Origin of the sequence: Cellulomonas rhizosphaerae (assembly GCF_003470205.1) — a bacterium.
Classification (GTDB): domain Bacteria; phylum Actinomycetota; class Actinomycetes; order Actinomycetales; family Cellulomonadaceae; genus Cellulomonas; species Cellulomonas rhizosphaerae.
This window is the reverse complement of the sequence record NZ_QWKP01000220.1, coordinates 55,178-71,866: the sequence shown is the minus strand read 5'-3', so window position 1 is coordinate 71,866 and position 16,689 is coordinate 55,178. Positions and strand designations below refer to the sequence as shown.

General features: G+C 73.1%; 16 protein-coding genes. 9 read left to right on the top strand and 7 right to left on the bottom strand.

The features are described 5' to 3' along the window. The first annotated feature begins 21 nt into the window (after window positions 1–21). Together D1825_RS16330 and D1825_RS16325 are read left to right on the top strand one after the other, a co-directional pair. Window positions 22–1,419 carry an aminotransferase class V-fold PLP-dependent enzyme gene (locus tag D1825_RS16330; protein ID WP_118768471.1) on the top strand — a complete coding sequence of 466 codons (1,398 nt, stop codon included), beginning with the start codon at window positions 22–24 and terminating at the stop codon, window positions 1,417–1,419. A gap of 138 nt (window positions 1,420–1,557) precedes the next feature. Beyond that, window positions 1,558–2,202: a fasciclin domain-containing protein gene (locus D1825_RS16325; RefSeq protein WP_118768470.1), complete on the top strand. Its 645-nt coding sequence runs from the start codon at window positions 1,558–1,560 to the stop codon at window positions 2,200–2,202. A gap of 3 nt (window positions 2,203–2,205) precedes the next feature. On the opposite strand, the gene D1825_RS16320 is transcribed toward D1825_RS16325, so the two are convergent. After that, window positions 2,206–2,802, bottom strand: a complete 597-nt coding sequence (locus tag D1825_RS16320) for a pentapeptide repeat-containing protein (RefSeq protein ID WP_233549950.1) — start codon at window positions 2,800–2,802, stop codon at window positions 2,206–2,208. A 39-nt stretch (window positions 2,803–2,841) separates the two neighbouring features. Here D1825_RS16320 and D1825_RS16315 point away from each other — a divergent pair, with 39 nt between their 5' ends. Next, window positions 2,842–3,411: a GNAT family N-acetyltransferase gene (locus D1825_RS16315; protein WP_118768469.1), complete on the top strand. Its 570-nt coding sequence runs from the start codon at window positions 2,842–2,844 to the stop codon at window positions 3,409–3,411. A 4-nt stretch (window positions 3,412–3,415) separates the two neighbouring features. Here D1825_RS16315 and D1825_RS16310 read toward each other — a convergent pair whose 3' ends face one another. Further along, complete coding sequence (locus D1825_RS16310) at window positions 3,416–4,159, bottom strand: GntR family transcriptional regulator (protein ID WP_233549949.1); 744 nt, start codon at window positions 4,157–4,159, stop codon at window positions 3,416–3,418. A 148-nt stretch (window positions 4,160–4,307) separates the two neighbouring features. Here D1825_RS16310 and D1825_RS16305 point away from each other — a divergent pair, with 148 nt between their 5' ends. The 4 genes from D1825_RS16305 to D1825_RS16290 all read left to right on the top strand — a co-directional run bounded on the left by D1825_RS16305 (window position 4,308) and on the right by D1825_RS16290 (window position 8,875). After that, window positions 4,308–5,576: an extracellular solute-binding protein gene (locus D1825_RS16305; protein ID WP_118768468.1), complete on the top strand. Its 1,269-nt coding sequence runs from the start codon at window positions 4,308–4,310 to the stop codon at window positions 5,574–5,576. Window positions 5,577–5,757: 181 nt separating this feature from the next. Beyond that, window positions 5,758–6,720 (top strand): carbohydrate ABC transporter permease, encoded by a 963-nt coding sequence (locus D1825_RS16300; protein WP_118768467.1) that lies wholly within the window; start codon window positions 5,758–5,760, stop codon window positions 6,718–6,720. Further along, complete coding sequence (locus tag D1825_RS16295; RefSeq protein WP_118768466.1) at window positions 6,717–7,550, top strand: carbohydrate ABC transporter permease; 834 nt, start codon at window positions 6,717–6,719, stop codon at window positions 7,548–7,550. Before D1825_RS16300 ends, D1825_RS16295 begins: the two co-directional genes overlap by 4 nt. Window positions 7,551–7,594: 44 nt before the next feature. Beyond that, complete coding sequence (locus D1825_RS16290) at window positions 7,595–8,875, top strand: beta-N-acetylhexosaminidase (RefSeq protein ID WP_233549948.1); 1,281 nt, start codon at window positions 7,595–7,597, stop codon at window positions 8,873–8,875. Here D1825_RS16290 and D1825_RS16285 read toward each other — a convergent pair. From D1825_RS16285 to D1825_RS16275, 3 genes are read right to left on the bottom strand one after another with little or no spacing between them, the layout of a single operon-like run. Further along, window positions 8,845–9,735 (bottom strand): MaoC/PaaZ C-terminal domain-containing protein, encoded by an 891-nt coding sequence (locus tag D1825_RS16285; protein ID WP_118768464.1) that lies wholly within the window; start codon window positions 9,733–9,735, stop codon window positions 8,845–8,847. The two genes, D1825_RS16290 and D1825_RS16285, sit on opposite strands and share 31 nt — an antisense overlap. Continuing rightward, the gene (locus tag D1825_RS16280; protein ID WP_118768463.1) at window positions 9,732–11,075 is read right to left on the bottom strand and encodes a 3-oxoacyl-ACP reductase; all 1,344 of its coding nucleotides are present in this window, start codon (window positions 11,073–11,075) and stop codon (window positions 9,732–9,734) included. Before D1825_RS16280 ends, D1825_RS16285 begins: the two co-directional genes overlap by 4 nt. A 2-nt stretch (window positions 11,076–11,077) precedes the next feature. Further along, window positions 11,078–12,403, bottom strand: a complete 1,326-nt coding sequence (locus D1825_RS16275) for an acetyl-CoA C-acetyltransferase (RefSeq protein ID WP_118768462.1) — start codon at window positions 12,401–12,403, stop codon at window positions 11,078–11,080. A gap of 117 nt (window positions 12,404–12,520) precedes the next feature. Between D1825_RS16275 and D1825_RS16270 the strand changes: the two genes are divergently transcribed. Both D1825_RS16270 and D1825_RS16265 read left to right on the top strand, forming a co-directional pair. Further along, window positions 12,521–13,438, top strand: coding sequence for a TetR/AcrR family transcriptional regulator (locus tag D1825_RS16270; RefSeq protein WP_407643342.1), 918 nt, complete (start codon window positions 12,521–12,523; stop codon window positions 13,436–13,438). Further along, window positions 13,435–15,504 (top strand): acyl-CoA dehydrogenase family protein, encoded by a 2,070-nt coding sequence (locus D1825_RS16265; protein ID WP_118768461.1) that lies wholly within the window; start codon window positions 13,435–13,437, stop codon window positions 15,502–15,504. The genes D1825_RS16270 and D1825_RS16265 overlap by 4 nt, the downstream gene beginning before the upstream one ends. 60 nt (window positions 15,505–15,564) lie before the next feature. On the opposite strand, the gene D1825_RS16260 is transcribed toward D1825_RS16265, so the two are convergent. Both D1825_RS16260 and D1825_RS16255 read right to left on the bottom strand, forming a co-directional pair. Beyond that, window positions 15,565–15,837: a LapA family protein gene (locus D1825_RS16260; RefSeq protein WP_118768460.1), complete on the bottom strand. Its 273-nt coding sequence runs from the start codon at window positions 15,835–15,837 to the stop codon at window positions 15,565–15,567. Window positions 15,838–15,950: 113 nt separating this feature from the next. Further along, the gene (locus D1825_RS16255; RefSeq protein WP_147356278.1) at window positions 15,951–16,685 is read right to left on the bottom strand and encodes a DUF2599 domain-containing protein; all 735 of its coding nucleotides are present in this window, start codon (window positions 16,683–16,685) and stop codon (window positions 15,951–15,953) included. Window positions 16,686–16,689: the final 4 nt, after the last annotated feature.

Here is a 16,689-nt window from a genome sequence, read left to right as displayed (position 1 = left end):
CCCTCGATCTGGAGGTGCACCATGACTGCGATCGCTGAGCGGACGTCCTGTGCGGGCGTCGACGACGTGATCAGCCCGCTGATCCCCGTCGTCGGCGGCACGACCACCGTCCCCCTCGTCGACGGGACCCAGGTCATCTACGCCAACCTCGACTACGCGGCGAGCGCGCCCGCGCTCGAGGCCGTGGCCGCGCGGGTCACCGAGGTGCTGCCGCTGTACGCGTCCGTGCACCGCGGCGCCGGCTACCTCTCGCAGGTGTCCACCGCGCTGTACGAGTCGTCGCGGCAGAGCATCGCGCGCTTCGTCGGCGCGCGTGAGGACGACGTCGCGATCATCACGCGCAACACCACGGACTCGCTCAACCTGCTGGCGGGCGTGGTCCCGGCCGGTGGGCGCGTGCTCGTGCTGGACGTCGAGCACCACGCCAACCTGCTGCCCTGGGTGCACTCGCGCCCGGGTCAGGGCCACTCGGCGACGATCCTGCCGATCGCGCGCACCGTCGCCGAGACGCTGCAGGCGCTGGCCGACGAGCTGGCCAGGCAGCCCTACGCGCTCGTCACGGTGACCGGTGCCTCCAACGTCACGGGCGAGTCCCTGCCGCTGGACCGGGTCATCGAGATCGCGCACGCCGAGGGCGCCCGCGTGGCCGTCGACGGCGCGCAGCTGGTGCCGCACCGCGGCTTCTCGCTCGCCGAGAGCGGCGCGGACTACGTCGCCTTCTCCGGGCACAAGACCTACGCGCCGTTCGGCGCCGGTGCCCTCGTCGGGCGCCGCGACTGGTTGGATGCCGGCACGCCGTACCTCGCAGGGGGAGGTGCGGTGCGCGACGTGCGCACCGACCGGACGGTCTGGCAGCCCGCGCCCGCGCGGCACGAGGCCGGGTCGCCCAACGTCATCGGCGCGATCGCGCTCGCCGAGGCCTGCGAGCAGCTCGCCGCGCTGCCTGCCGGAGCACTGCACGCGCACGAGCAGGCCTTGCGGGACCGCCTGGTCACCGGCCTGTCCGGCATCCAAGGCGTCGAGGTCGCGCGCATCTGGCCCGACTCCGACGAGCCCGTCGGCGTCGTCACGTTCACGGTCCCGGACCACGACCCGGGCCTGGTCGCCGCGTACCTCGCGGCCGAGCACGGCATCGGCGTGCGCGACGGCCGGTTCTGCGCCCACCCGCTCCTGGCGCACCTCGGCGCGACCGGCGGCGCGATCCGCGCGTCGGTCGGCGTCGGCACGACGAGCGAGGCGGTCGACCGCCTGGTCACGGCGCTCTCCGCGTACCTGAGCGCCGGCGCGCGCTCGACGTACGAGATCGTCGACGGCTGCTGGGCCGTGGTCGACGACACGCGTCCGCTGCTCGCGGTGCACGGCCTGGACCACCTCGCGGCGACCGCCGCGGCTGCGTGCGGGCCCGCGCTCGACGACTGAGCCGCCCGGAACGAGTCGGGCATCTCGTGCATCCGGATCGGGTGCTCGGACGGAAGAGGGGGCGAGGGTGCCGGTCGGCGCCCCGCGCGGTGCGGCGCCCGGCGTCGTCCCGCGTCCCCTCGTCCGCTGGAGCTCGCCATGCCGATCCGTCGCTTCGTCTCCGCCCTGGCCGCCGTCTCGCTCGCGAGCGGGGCGGTCGTCGTCCTGGCGCCCGCCGCGTCAGCCGCGCCCCCGTCCGGGACGACGAGCCTCGCCGCCGTCCTCGCCTCGGACGGCGACACGTTCGACCGCAAATGGGGTGACTTCGACATCCTCGACCAGGCCGTCGGCGCGGTCCTCGCCGCCAAGCCGGACAGCGCCGTCGCCGTCCTCGCCGACGGCACCGTGCCGCTGACCGCGTTCATCCCCACAGACCGGGCGTTCCAGCTGCTGGCCCTCGACCTGACGCACCGCTGGTACGTCAGCGAGAAGGGCGTGTTCACCGCGCTCGCCAACGCCGTCGGCATCGACGCGCTCGAGCAGGTGCTGCTCTACCACGTGGTCCCGGGCGCGACGATCGACTCGAAGACCGCGCTGGCCTCGGACAACGCCGTGCTCACCACGGCCCAGGGCGGGACCGTCAAGGTCGACGTGCTGTCCAAGCGGTTCGGCATCGTGCAGCTCGTCGACAAGGACCGCAACGACATCAACCCGTTCCTCGTCCCCGGGAAGCTGGACATCAACAAGGGCAACAAGCAGATCGCGCACGCCATCACGTTCGTGCTGCGGCCCGCCGACCTCTGACGCTCAGCGCACCCGCAGGCCCACGTGGTCGGCGAGTGCGGGAGCCAGGTCGACGAGCTGGTCGGGGCTGATGGTGGCCCCGGCCAGCCCGTCGATCCCCTCGATCTGCTCGAGCCCCGCGATGCCGCGCAGGTCGGTGTCCCGGTGCGTCGCGCCCGAGAGCAGCAGGCGCCGCACGCGGCAGTCCTCGAAGGACAGCTGCTTGGCCTTGACGCGGGCGAGGTCGAGCTCGTCGATCATCACGCCGACGAACGTCACGTCCGTGAGGTGCGCGTCGCGCAGGTTGAGGTAGTCGATCTTGCCGCCGGTCACGCGCATGCGGGTCCACGTCGATCCGTACGCCTGCACGGCGCCCAGCCGCAGGTCGGCCCACGCGCTGTCCTGCCAGGTCGACGAGGCGAGGAGCAGCTCGCCGGCGCGCGAGTCGGCCACCGTCGTGTCGATGACCCGCGCGTGCTCGAGGCGGACGCCGTCGAGCGAGCAGCCGCTGAACGAGCACTCCAGGATGCGCGCCGACGAGCCGTCCTGGCCGTCGAGCCTGCTGGCGAGCACCTCCAGACCGTCGAGGTCGGCTCCGGGCTCCAGGCTGATCTCGGTCACGCGCCCCACCCTGCCATGCACCCGTGACAGGATCGCGCCGTGCTCCACGACCTCGTCCTCGCAGGCCACGGCGTCCGGCTCGTCCCGCTCGAGGAGTCGCACGCCGCGGCCCTCGTCGCGTTCGTCGACGACGCGCTGTGGCGCGGCATGACGAGTGCGACGCCGCGCACGCCCGCCGAGATGGCGACCACGATCGCCGACGCCGTGGATGTGCCCGGCCGGCTGTCGTTCGCGGTGCTCGACGCGGTGACCGGTGAGGTGCGGGGGAGCACGTCGTTCTACGACTGGGCCCCGCAGTACGCGCGCGTCGAGATCGGCCACACCTACTACGGGCGGCCGTGGTGGGGCGGGACGACGAACCCCGCGTGCAAGCTGCTGCTCCTCGCGCACGCGTTCGACGCGTGGGGCTGCGCGCGCGTCGCGCTGCGGGCCGACTCGGAGAACACCCGGTCGACCGCGGCCATCCAGCGGCTCGGAGCGACGCCCGAGGGGGTCCTGCGCAGCCATCGCGTGCGGCCCGACGGGTCGCGCGGGGACACCGCGTACTTCTCGATCCTGGCCGACGAGTGGCCCGCGGTCCGCGCTGGCCTGGAGGCTCGCCTGGCGTGAGGGGTCAGCCCGACTCCGCGTCGAAGTGGAGCTCGGACGTGACCTGGTAGCGGTCGCTGCGGTAGATCGAGCGGACGAACTCGACGATGTGCCCGTCGACGTCTCGCGTCGTGCGCTCGATCATCAGCGCGGGGAAGTGGACCGGCACGGCCAGCAGCCGCGCCTCCGTCTCGTCGGTGACCGTCGCCTCGAGGGTCTGCACGGCGCTGCGGACGTCGACGGCGAACCGCTCGCGCAGGAGCTGGTAGAACGAGCCGGAGACCATGTCGGACGGCTCGAGGCCGGTGACGCGGTCGTGCGGGAGGTGCAGCCTCTCGATCGCCATGGGCTCGCCGTCGACGAGGCGCAGGCGCACCACGCGGAGCACCAGCGCCGCGGGCGCGAGCTGGAGGCGGCGCACCATCTGCGGGCCGGCCGCCGCGACCTCGAACTCGAGGACGTGGCTGGCCCAGTCGCCCTCGGCGGGCGGGACGTAGAACGAGCCGGAAGGTGTCGCGGCGAGGGACTGGGTCACGCGGTGCGGCCCGGTGAACGTCCCGCGCCCCTGCTCGCGGACGAGCACGCCGGCCCGGACGAGGTCGTCCACGGCGGCGCGCAGCGTCGGCCGCGAGACCCCCAGCTCCTTGGCCAGGTCACGCTCCGAGGGGATGGCCGAGCCCGGCTCGCGCCCGGACACGAGGTCGAGCAGGTAGTCGCGTACGGCATCGCGCTTGAGGCCGGCGCGCAACGGGAGGCTGGAGAGGCTCACGGGGCGTGACCTTACCAGTGGTCAGCGCCGAGCGGTGCGCGCGACTCGGAAACTTGGACGACCAGGGGTCTTGACGCGGCAACTGGTTCGGACCACTCTTGGGCCCAGCCGATCCGGCTTACCAATTACTGACCAGTGGGAGACCCTGATGAAGCTCCGCCTCGTCGCCGCCCCCGCGGTGCTCGCCCTCGCCTGCTCGCTCGCGGCATGCGACTCCGGAGGCGACGCACCGTCGGCCTCCGGCTCCCCCGAACCGGCCGCGCTCACGGTCTGGTTCATGAAGGACAGCTTCTCGGACGACATCGTCTCGACGTTCGAGTCCGACTTCGAGGCCGCGCACCCCGGCACCACGCTCGACATCCAGATCCAGGAGTGGGACGGGATCGGGCAGCGCGTCACGAGCGCGCTGGCCAGCAAGGACGCGCCCGACGTGATCGAGGTCGGCAACACCCAGGTGGCCGAGTACGCCGCGAGCGGCGGCGTGGTGGACCTCAGCGACAAGGTGGACGACCTCGGCGGCAGCGACTGGATCCCCGGCCTGGCCGAGCCCGGGAAGATCGACGGCAAGCAGTACGGCATTCCCTGGTACGCCGCCAACCGCGTCGTCATCTACAACAAGGACCTGTTCAGCGTGGCCGGCATCACGGCCCCGCCGACGACGCGCGCCGCGTGGATCGACGACACCACGAAGCTCAACGCCGGCGGCAACCAGGGGATCTACCTGCCCGGGCAGAACTGGTACACGCTCGCGGGCTTCGTCTGGGACGAGGGCGGCGACCTCGCGGCGCAGGACGGCGGGACGTGGAAGGGCACGCTGGACACGCCCGAGGCGCTCGCGGGGATGGCCTTCTACAAGCAGCTCCAGGCCCTCGGCCAGGGCCCGAAGGACTCCGACGAGGCCAACCCGCCGCAGGCCGACGTGTTCGCCACGGGCAAGGTCGCCCAGATCATCTCGTCGCCCGGCGGCGCCGTCGCGATCACCAAGGCCAACCCGAAGCTCGAGGGCAAGCTCGGCTTCTTCCCGATCCCGGGCAAGGAGGCCGGCACGCCCGGCGCGGTGTTCACCGGGGGCTCGGACCTCGTGATCCCGGAGGCGTCGCAGCACCAGGAGCTCGCCTACGAGGTGGTCAAGGCGCTGGCCGGCGAGGACTTCCAGACGGCGATGGCGCCGGTGATGTCCTACGTGCCGAACAAGACGTCGTACGCGTCGGTGCTCGCGGGCAACGAGGGCGCGTCGGCGATGGCGGTGGGTGCGGCGAACGGTCACGCGACGCCGAACTCGCCCAACTGGGCCGCGGTCGAGGCGAAGAACGTCATCAAGGAGTACCAGACCAAGGCGCTGACCGGGTCGGACGCCGCTGGTGACGCCGCTGCCGCCTCGCAGCAGATCACGGAGATCCTCAACACCGACTCCTGATCCACCGGGCCACCGGCCCGCCGCGCCCTCGGGGGTTGTGACGCGGTGGGCCGGGTCCTGTCCCCGGTCGGTTCGCCTTCCGGCCGGCCGGGGACAGGACACCTCTCTCGGACACCTCTTCAGGACACCTCTTCAGGACACCTCTTCAGACCACCGTCCCCGACCACGCTCGAGGAGCGACGTGCTCACTGATGCACCCCCGCGGCCACGCCCGGCCGCGGCCCGGACAGCCCGCCAGTCCCGCAGGGCGCCGCGCGTCGCGGGTGCCTGGCCCTACCTGCTCGTCCTGCCGACCGTCGCCGGCGTCGTGCTGCTGCTCGTCTACCCCCTGGTGCGCAGCCTGGTGATCTCGGTCCAGCACTTCCGGATCGGCGAGCTGATCCGCGGCGGTGCGCCGTTCGTCGGGCTCGACAACTACCGCGAGCTGGTGGGCAGCGCGGAGTTCTGGCAGGTCATCGCCCGCACCCTGGTGTGGACCGTGGTCAACGTCGTGCTGATCATGGTGATCTCGACGGCGGTCGCGCTGATGCTCGCGCGGCTGGGCCGCCGGATGCGGCTCGCGGTGATGAGCGGGCTGGTGCTGGCCTGGGCCGTCCCGGTGCTCGCCGCGACGACCGTGTTCCAGTGGCTGTTCCAGTCGCGGCTCGGCGTCGTGAACTGGCTGCTCACGAGCGTCGGGCTCGACCAGTTCGAGGGGTTCGCGTGGTTCGCCGACGGTGCCGCGACGTTCACCATCCTCGTCGTCCTGGTGGTCTGGCAGTCCGTGCCGTTCGCGGCACTCACGCTCTACGCGGGCCTGACCACGGTGCCCGACGAGCTGTTCGAGTCCGCCCGGATCGACGGCGCGAACGCGCGGCAGACGTTCCGCCTGGTCACCTTCCCGATGCTGCGCCCGCTGTTCGGCCTGATCACCTCGCTCGAGATCATCTGGGTCTTCAAGTGCTTCGCGCAGATCTGGGCCGTGAGCCAGGGGGGCCCGAGCGGGGCCACCACCACGCTGCCGGTCTACGCCTTCCAGGTCGCGCAGTCGCTGCACAAGTACGACCTCGGCGCCGCGATCTCGACGTTCACGGTCGTCCTGCTGCTCGTCGTCCTGGTCCCGCACCTGCGGCACCTGTACCGCAACGAGGGGGCGCAGGCATGAGGCGCTCGTGGGTGCGGCAGTTGCCCGTCAACGTCGCGGCCGTCGTCGTGCTCGTCGCGACCGTGTTCCCCGTCTACTGGATGGTGGTGACCGCGTTCAAGCCGACCACCGACATCAACGCCGCGACGCCGCAGCTCCTGCCCCTGCACCCCACGCTCGGCCACTTCCGCGACGCGATCGGCGTCGACGGGTTCTGGCGCTACTGGCGCAACAGCGCGCTGGTCTCGGTCTCGGCGGTCGTGCTCGCGCTGGTGATCGGGCTGATGAGCGCGTTCGCCGTGGCCAGGATGCGCTGGCGCGGGCGCAAGGGCTTCGTCCTCATGGTCTTCATCGCCCAGATGGCCCCGTGGGAGGCGCTGCTCATCCCGATGTTCATCATCGCGAGGGACGTCGGGATGCTCGACAAGCTGTCGATGCTGACGCTCATCTACTTCGTCGCGACGCTGCCGTTCACGATCGTGACCCTGCGCGGGTTCCTCGCCGCGGTCCCGCCCGAGCTCGAGGAGGCGGCACAGCTCGACGGCGCGAGCCGGTTCGAGGCGTTCCGCAGGATCGTCTTCCCGCTGCTCGCGCCAGGGCTCATGTCGACCTCCCTGTTCGGGTTCATCACCGCCTGGAACGAGTTCGCCTTCGCGAACGCGCTGATCATCAAGGACCAGGGCAACCGCACGCTGCCCGTCTGGCTCTCGTCCTTCAGCAACGTCTTCGGCACCGACTGGGGCGCCACCATGGCCGCGTCCACCCTCTTCATGCTGCCCGTGCTGGCGATCTTCCTGGTCCTGCAGCGCCGCGTGACCGGCGGCATCGTCGCCGGCGCCGTCAAGGGCTGACCCACCACATCCAGCCGGTCGTCGGCGTCAGAAGGGACACCACTGTGATCATTCCCCGGCCGCGTGCCATGGACACCGGCGGCGGGTTCGTCGAGTACGACCCGGAGCGGCTCGTCGTCCGGTACGACGAGGGCATCGAGCCCGAGGGGTACCGGCTCGCCGTCACGCCCGACGCCGTGGTGCTCACGGTCGCGGGCGACGCGGGCGAGCGCCACGGTCGGACCACCCTGCGCGCGCTCGGAGCGGTGCCCCTGGGGGCGGTCGACGACGCCCCGCGGTTCGCCTGGCGCGGCGTCATGCTCGACACGGCGCGCAGCTTCATGCCGAAGGAGTTCGTCCTGCGGCTCCTCGACCTGCTCGCCGAGCACAAGCTCAACGTGCTGCAGCTGCACCTCACCGACGACCAGGGCTGGCGGCTCGAGATCGAGCGCTACCCGCGGCTGACCGAGGTCTCGGGCGCGCACTACACGCGGGCCGACATCCGCGAGATCGTGCGTCACGCCGCGGACCGGGGCGTGACCGTGGTCCCCGAGATCAACCTGCCCGGCCACGTGCAGGCCGCGCTCGCGGCCTACCCGGAGCTCGGCAACGCGCCGGGCTCGCCGGTCGAGGTGTGGAGCGGGTGGGGGATCAGCACCCACACGCTCAACCTCGAGGAGGGCACGGTCGACTTCTTCCGGCACGTGATCGACGAGGTGGTGGACCTGTTCCCGAGCCCGTACGTGCACCTGGGGGGCGACGAGTGCCTCGCCGACGAATGGGCCGCCAGCCCGCGCGCCCTGGACCGGATCGCCGAGCTCGGGATCGACGGGCCGGGCGCCGCCCGCGCGTGGTTCACCGCCCAGCTCGCCGCGCACGTCGAGTCACGCGGTCGGCGCGCCGCCTACTGGTACGAGAAGGCGGACGGGCCGGTCGGTGCACTGGCCATGACCTGGCTCGACGAGGAGAGCGGCGCGGCGGCGGCGATCGCGGGGCACGACGTCGTGCTCGCGCCGCACCTGCGGACGTACTTCGACTACCCGACGCACGACGAGGACGGCCCCTTCAGCCCCGACCGCATCCTGCCGCTGGAGAACGCCTACGCGTTCGTCCCCGACGCGCCGGCGGGCGCCGCGGGCAGCGTGCTCGGCGTCCAGGCGCAGCTGTGGACCGAGTACCTGCCGACCCCGGACGACGTGCTGCGCCAGGCGTTCCCCCGGTTGTGCGCGTTCGCGGAGGTGGCCTGGGGGACCGCCGACGACTACGACGACTTCCTCGACCGGCTCCCGGCGCACCTCGCGCGCCTGGGGCTGGGTCAGAGCGGGTCGACGCGGCCCGTCAGGTAGGGCCGGGTCCGCTTCGCGTCCCAGCCGGTGAAGGCGAAGCCCTCGTCGTCGGCCGCGACCCGGACCGTCACCGTGCCCGGCAGCAGCACGGGCTTGGCGAACTCGACGCTCCAGTCGAACGCCTCGCCGCGGGCCGCGCCCACGTCAGCCAGCGCACGGGCCGCGGTGTACATCCCGTGCGCGATGGCACGCGGGAAGCCGAGCGCCTTGGCGGACAGCGCGGACAGGTGGATGGGGTTCCGGTCGCCCGACACCGCGGCGTACCGCCGACCGACGTCGCCGGCCAGCCGCCACTGCCCGGTCGGTACCGGCGCGACGAACTCCTCGCGGGGGCCGGCGTCTGACTCGCCGTTCGAGTCGCCCTTGGACAGGTACGTCGAGGTGCCCGTCCAGACGAGCTCGCCGGCGACCGAGACCTCGGTGACCAGGTCGACCTGGGTGCCGGACCGGTGCGGACGCAGGTCCTGCGCCCACGCACGCACGTCGAGCACCTCGCCGAGCCGGACCGCGCGCCGCTGGGTGACGACGTTCGACAGGTGGACCATGCCGAGCAGGGACAGCGGGAAGTCGGTCCGCGCCATGAGCGCGGTGGCCAGCGGGAACGCGAGCACGTGCACGAACCCGGCGGGCAGGACGTCACTCCCGGGCTCGCCGAGCAGGTGCTGGTAGTCGGTGAGGTGGGTGGGGTCGACGTCGACGCCCCGGACCTCGTAGGCGACCTCGGGCAGCCCGGCGGGCGCTCGCCCGACCCGTCGGGTCACCGCCAGCCGGCCCGCCGACGCGGCCCCGCGGGCGTACACGCCGCCGAGCCCGGGCACGTCGGGCAGGGTGACCGTGCGGAGCGTCGTCGGGAGGGTCACTGACCCACCATGTTCTGCCCGCACACGCGCAGCACGCGCCCGACGACGCCACCCGCGGCAGGCGAGGCCAGGAACGCGACCGTCTCCGCCACGTCGACCGGCTGGCCGCCCTGCTGCAGCGAGTTGAGGCGGCGCGCCACCTGCCGCGTCACCGCGGGGATCCGGGCCGTCATGTCGGTCTCGATGAAGCCCGGCGCGACCGCGTTGGCGGTACCGCCGAACGCCTCGAGCAGCGGCGCGGTCGCGCGGACCATGCCGATGACGCCGCCCTTGGACGCCGCGTAGTTGGTCTGGCCGCGGTTGCCCGCGATGCCGGACGTCGACGCGAGCGAGACGATGCGCGGCTCGTCGGCGAAGTCGCCCGACGTCAGCAGCGCCTCGTTGATCCGCAGCTGCGCGGCGATGTTGACCGCGAGCACCGGGTCCCACTTCTCGGGCGTCATGTTGGCGAGCAGCTTGTCCCGCGTGATGCCCGCGTTGTGCACGACGATGTCGATCCGCCCGTGCCGCGCGAGCGCGTGCTCGAGGATGCGCTCACCGGCGTCCTCGGCCGTGACGTCGAGCTGCAGCGCGGTGCCGCGCACACGGTTGGCCACGGTCGTCAGGTGCTCGCCGGCCGAGGGCATGTCCACCGCGACGACGGTCGCGCCGTCGCGCGCCAGGGTGTCGGCGATCGACTCGCCGATGCCGCGCGCGGCGCCCGTGACGACCGCGACGCGGCCCTCGAGCGGGCGCTCCCAGGACGTCGGCAGCGTGCCGGCGGCGGACGAGACCGTGAGCAGCTGGCCGTCGACGAAGGCCGAGCGCGTCGAGAGGAAGAACCGCAGCGCGCCGACGACCGACGGCGCGTCGACGCCCACCGCGGCGTCGAGCACGATCCCGTTGCCGGTCGACCCGCCGCGCAGCTCCTTGGCCAGCGACCGCAGCAGGCCGTCCACGCCCTGCCGTGCGGCGGCGACCGCGGGGGCGTCGTCGGCCGTCGCCGTGCGTGACAGCGTGACCACGCGCCCGCCGCGCGCGAGCGACTTGAGCGCGCCCGCCGCCGCGAGCACGGGCTCGCTCAGGTCGGTCGGCTGCGTGACCTCGGTGAGGACGACGACGACGGCCGCGTAGCGCAGCTCGGGCGTCGCGTGCCGGTGCACCTCGAGGTCCCAGGTGGTCGAGAGCAAGCCGGCGACCGCCTCGGCGTCGGCGCCGCGACCGAGCACGAGGGTCGGGCCCTCGAGCAGCGGCTGGCCCGGCCGGTAGCGGCGCAGGGGAGCGGGCTGGGGAAGGCCGAGCTGCTTGGCGAGCTTCTTGGTGAAGCCGCTGTTGACGAGGTTCAGGTAAGTGTCGCTCATGGTCAGGCCGCCTCGAGGATCGCCGTCAGGCCGAGCCCGCCGGCCGCACAGATGGACACGAGTGCCCGGACGGGACGGCCCTCGGCCGTACGACGCCGGTGCAGCTCCTTGCTGATGGTCGCCACGATCCGGCCGCCGGTCGCCGCGAACGGGTGCCCCGCCGCGAGCGACGAGCCGTGCACATTGAGCCGCGCGCGGTCCACGGTGCCGAACGCGCCGTCCAGCCCCAGGCGCTCGCGCCCGAACGTCTCCGACTCCCACGCCGCGAGCGTCGTCAGCACGGTGGACGCGAACGCCTCGTGGATCTCGACGTAGTCGAAGTCGGCCAGCGTCAGGCCGTTGCGCGCGAGCAGCCGCGGCACGGCGAACGCGCCCGCCATGAGCAGCCCGTCCACGCCGTGCACGAAGTCGACGGCCGCGGCCTCGGCGTCGACCACCACGGCGAGCGGGGTGAGGCCGTGCGCGGTGGCCCACGCGTCGTTGCCGAGCAGCACCGTCGAGGCGCCGTCGGTCAGCGGCGTGGAGTTGCCGGCGGTCATCGTCGCGGGTGTGTCCAGGCCGAGCCCGAACGTCGGCCGCAGCCCCGCGAGCTTCTCGAGCGAGGTGTCCGCGCGCAGGTTCCCGTCCTGCGACTGACCCCGGTACGGGGTGACCAGGTCGTCGAAGAAGCCGGCCGCCCACGCGGCCGCGAGGTTCTGGTGCGACGCGAACGCGATCTCGTCCTGCGCCTCCCGGGTGATGCCCCACTGCGCGGTGGTCAGCGCCTGGTGCTCGCCCATCGACAGGCCCGTGCGCGGCTCGGACGTGCGCGGCGTGGCCGGCGCGAGGTCCTTGGGGCGGATCTTCGACGCGGCGGCGATCTTCTGGCCCACCGATCGGGCGCGCGAGAGGTCGAGCAGCGCGCGGCGCAGCCGGTCGCTCACGGCGATCGGGGCGTCGGACGTGGTGTCGACGCCGCCGGCGACCGCAGACTCGATCTGGCCGAGGCGGATCTTGTTGGACAGCGAGACCACGGTCTCCAGGCCGGTCGCGCAGGCCTGCTGCAGGTCGTACGCCGGGGTCTCGGCCGACAGCGCCGATCCCAGCACGGTCTCCCGCGTGAGGTTGAAGTCGCGGCTGTGCTTGAGCACCGCGCCCGCGGCGACCTCACCGATCCGCTCGCCCTGCAGTCCGTAGCGCGCGACGAGCCCGTCGAGCGCGGCCGTGAGCATGTCCTGGTTGCTCGCGTGGGCGTACTTGCCCCCGGCGCGGGCGAACGGGATCCGGTTGCCGCCCAGCACCAGCGCGCGCGGCGCGGCAGCGGGGGTGGTGGTCTTCGAGGCTGCCATGGGGCGCCCCTCTCGCATCGTCGGGTGCATCGGCGGTGATGGCTGGTGAAGTGCGTGTCCACGGACTTTCGTCCCTGGGTGTTTCCGGAACCCACAGTACCTGATACCTTCGGTCCCGTGAGCCCCATCACACCGAGCTCGAAGACGAGCGCCTCCACGACGAGCGGGTTGACCCTGCTGAGCAACGACGCCGAGGCCCCCTCGGGACGCGGCGCCGGTCGCACGCCTGCGTCGCCCTCCACCCGGCCCGCCTCGCGGCGCCCGGCCGAGGACGTGTTCGCGTCGGACGGCCGGTCCACGCGCTGGGCCGACCACCGTGAGGCCCGCCGCGCCGAGCTCGTCCGGATCGCGCGCCGCACCGTCCACCACAAGGGCCCCGACGTCTCCATGGAGGAGATCGCGACGGCCGCGGGCACCTCCAAGTCGATCGTGTACCGCTACTTCGCGGACAAGACCGGCCTGCAGATCGCGGTCGCCGAGGCGGTCGTGCTGCAGATCCAGGGCGCGCTCGAGGGGGTGCTCCGCGTCGCACCCACGCCGCGTGATGGCCTGCGGGCGATGGTCGCGGTCTACCTCGAGATGATCGAGTCGTCGCCGCACGTCTACGCGTTCGTGACGCGCAACGGGTCGGTCGAGTCGGGCGGCCCTCTCGGCCACTTCCTCGACTCGGTGACCGCCCTGGTCGCGGCCCCGTTCGCGCGCGGCCTGACCGAGGAGGCCGCGGACGGTCGTCGCTACGCGCGCCGCCCCGAGGGCTCGCCCGACGACGCCACGACGGCCCGCATCGCGCTGGCCGAGTCGTGGGCGGCCGGGGCCGTCGGCTTCGTCCGCGGCGCCGGCGAGTGGTGGCTGGCCCACCGCGACGAGCCGGGCAGCCCCGACCGCGAGGACATCACCGCGCAGGTCGCCGCGTGGCTGTGGGCCGGCCCGGTGGGCCTGCTCGCCCGCGAGCGCACGCGCCCCGAGCTCTCCGACCCCCACGACCCCACCGCAGCGCACCACGAGCACACCAGCACCACCAGGGAGAACCGATGACCGCCATCACCGACCGGCCCGCCTCGCTCGAGGCGCTCGTGAACGACCCACGGGACGTCCGCATCGACGTGCAGGCGCTCGCCGACCAGCTGCTGGGCCCCTACGCGCAGCTGCGCCGCGAGGCGCGAGCGGTCGCCGGCAACCCCGACTTCCAGAAGATCGAGGGCCAGCCGCTGGCCGAGCACCGCGAGCGCGTGCTGCACCAGCTGCGCGAGCTGGCCGCCCACCACGACGTGCTGCGGGCGTTCCCGTCGCACCTCGGCGGGGCCGACGACCACGGCGGCTCGCTGTCGCGGTTCGAGGAGCTCGTCGCGGGCGACCCGTCGCTGCAGATCAAGGCAGGCGTGCAGTGGGGGCTGTTCGCCTCGGCGATCCTGCACCTGGGCACGGCCGACCACCACGAGCGGTTCCTGCCGACGGCGATGTCCGTCGAGGTGCCCGGCGCGTTCGCGATGACGGAGACGGGCCACGGCTCGGACGTCGCCTCGATCGGCACGACCGCGACGTACGACGCGGCGACGCAGGAGTTCGTCATCCACACGCCGTTCCGCGCGGCGTGGAAGGACTACCTCGGCAACGCGGGCCAGCACGGCACGGCCGCGGTCGTGTTCGCGCAGCTGGTCACCGCTGCGCCCGACCAGCCCGCCGTGAACCACGGTGTGCACGCGTTCTACGTGACGATCCGCGACGAGTCCGGCGCGTGGGCGCCCGGCGTGGGCGGCGAGGACGACGGCCTCAAGGGTGGCCTCAACGGCATCGACAACGGCCGCCTGCACTTCGACCACGTCCGCGTGCCGCGCACCAGCCTGCTCAACCGCTACGGCGACGTGGCCGTCGACGGCACCTACAGCTCGTCGATCTCGAGCCCGGGCCGGCGCTTCTTCACGATGCTCGGCACGCTCGTGCAGGGCCGCGTCTCGCTGGACGGCGCCGCCGCCAACGCGAGCAAGATGGCCCTGGCCATCGCGGTCACCTACGCCAACCAGCGCCGCCAGTTCGCGGGCGCCGGCTCGGACGAGGTCGTGCTCATGGACTACGGCCAGCACCAGCGCCGCCTCCTGCCGCTCCTGGCCGAGACCTACGCGACGACCTTCGCCCACGAGGAGCTGCTCGCCGCTTTCGACAGCGTCTTCTCCGGCCGCGGCGACACCCCCGAGGGGCGCGAGGACCTCGAGACGCTCGCGGCGACGCTCAAGCCCACCTCGACGTGGCACGCGATGAACACGATCCAGACCGCGCGCGAGGCGTGCGGCGGCGCGGGCTACCTCGCGGAGAACCGGCTCGTCGGCCTGCACCAGGACATGGACGTCTACGTGACGTTCGAGGGCGACAACACGGTGCTCTACCAGCTCGTCGCCAAGCGCCTGCTCACGGACTACGCGCGCTCGCTCAAGGTCACCGGCGCGGGGGACGTGGCGCGCCACGTCGCGGGCCGGGCCGCGGACGCCGCGATGCACCGCACCCCGCTGATCCGCGCGGTGCAGACCTTGGCTGACGCGGGTGACGCGCGCCGCTCGGTGGGTCAGCTGCGCGACGAGGCCTCGCAGCGCGAGCTGCTCACCGACCGCGTCGAGTCGATGGTGGCCGACCTGGCCAACTCGCTGCGGCCCGCGCGGAAGATGGCACCGGCCGAGGCCGCGGCGCTGTTCAACGCCCACCAGCACGAGCTCATCGAGGCCGCCCGCGCGCACGCCGAGCGCGTCCAGTGGGAGGCGTTCACGCGGGGGCTGGCCCAGGTGAGCGACCCCGCGACGAAGCAGGTGCTCACGTGGGTGCGCGACCTGTTCGGCCTGCAGGTCATCGAGCGGCACCTGGCCTGGTACCTCATCAACGGCCGCCTCTCGGCCGGCCGCGCCCGCACGGTCACCTCGTACATCGACCGGCTCCTGGTGCGACTGCGTCCGCACGCCCAGGACCTCGTCGACGCGTTCGGGTACGGGCCTGAGCACCTGCGCGCGCCGATCGCCTCGGGTGCCGAGCAGGACCGGCAGGACGAGGCGCGCGCCTACTACCGCGCGCAGCGGGCCTCGGGCGACGCGCCCGTGCCGGAGAAGCACCACCGCTGATCCCGGCGGAGCCACGACCCCGGACCACCGCTCACGAGGCGGCGGTCCGGGGTCGCCGTGCTACTTGCCCTTCCGCTTGCGGCTCGTGCGGCGGTAGTGCAGCAGCCAGCCGATGACCACACCCAGCGCGAGGGTGATCAGGAGCATCACCCACGTCGGCGTCTCGAACGACCACGCGAGGACCTCGAAGGTCGCCGCCTGGGTGTTCTGCAGGATGATCACGAGCGCCACCACGACGACGACGAGGCCCGCGTAGAGCCGCCACGGGATCGGCTTCTTCTCGGCGGGCGTCCCGCCGGGACGTGGGCTGGGGCTGGGGCTCTGGGTCGACATGCTGGCCTCCGTGTCTGTTGCGTGGTCGCCGGCGTCTCTCGTCGCGCGGCCGTCCCCGTCGTCCTCATCCTGGCCTCGTCGCGGCTCGCGCGGAACGCCCGCGCCGCGTGTTCTCACGTGGGGTTGCAGCGCGCGGCGATCATCTCGAGGTCGCTGACCTCGGGCCGCCACGGCTCGAGGTTCCACGTGGGCTTGTCGGGCGCGCCGAGCTCGTGGCACTGCAGCTGCGCGCGCATCGTCGCGGAGTTGGCGTCGGGCTCGCGCTCGACGAGCTGCGACCAGACCAGGTCGTGCGCCGCGAGGCCGCCCGCGCGGGTCCACGCGGTCGGGGTCACGGCGAGCGAGCGGCCGCCCTCCTGGTTCGCCCACCGGGTCTTCGTGATCGTCGCGCCCGCGAACCACACGGTGACGTCGTCGGTCCCGCGGGGGAGCACGACCAGGACGTCGTCCGACGAGGCGGCCAGCGTCCCGTGCGTCGGGGACAGGCCGCCGCCGCCCGCGGTGGCCGTGCCGTCGGCGAACGGCTGGGCGTGGGCTCCGGCGACGAAGGCCAGCGGCGTGGCAGTCGTCGCTCCGGCGGGGACGACGAAGGTGAGGTGGACGGACCCGTCGTCGGCCGCCTTCTTCTCCATGCGCACGCCCGGTGCCGTCAGGACGCGCACCTGCGCGCCGTCGCTGCGGATGCGCGTGCCGTCCGCGCCGACCTCGGTCGCCGTCGGAGCGGTGGGGGTCGGTGTCGGGGTAGGCGCATGGCTCGTCGGCGCTGCGCTGGTCGTCGTGCTCGTGCGCGTGGTCGGGGCAGGGGGCGCGGCCGTGGCCGAGCACCCGGCGGTGAGCAGGACGGCCACGAGG

Excerpts from the sequence above, each read along its gene's own strand:
- D1825_RS16280 (WP_118768463.1), bottom strand. The coding sequence starts at position 11,075 with ATGAGCGACACTTACCTGAACCTCGTCAACAGCGGCTTCACCAAGAAG.
- D1825_RS16330 (WP_118768471.1), top strand. The coding sequence starts at position 22 with ATGACTGCGATCGCTGAGCGGACGTCCTGTGCGGGCGTCGACGACGTG.
- D1825_RS16260 (WP_118768460.1), bottom strand. The coding sequence starts at position 15,837 with ATGTCGACCCAGAGCCCCAGCCCCAGCCCACGTCCCGGCGGGACGCCC.
- D1825_RS16325 (WP_118768470.1), top strand. The coding sequence starts at position 1,558 with ATGCCGATCCGTCGCTTCGTCTCCGCCCTGGCCGCCGTCTCGCTCGCG.
- D1825_RS16275 (WP_118768462.1), bottom strand. The coding sequence starts at position 12,403 with ATGGCAGCCTCGAAGACCACCACCCCCGCTGCCGCGCCGCGCGCGCTG.
- D1825_RS16305 (WP_118768468.1), top strand. The coding sequence starts at position 4,308 with ATGAAGCTCCGCCTCGTCGCCGCCCCCGCGGTGCTCGCCCTCGCCTGC.
- D1825_RS16295 (WP_118768466.1), top strand. The coding sequence starts at position 6,717 with ATGAGGCGCTCGTGGGTGCGGCAGTTGCCCGTCAACGTCGCGGCCGTC.
- D1825_RS16265 (WP_118768461.1), top strand. The coding sequence starts at position 13,435 with ATGACCGCCATCACCGACCGGCCCGCCTCGCTCGAGGCGCTCGTGAAC.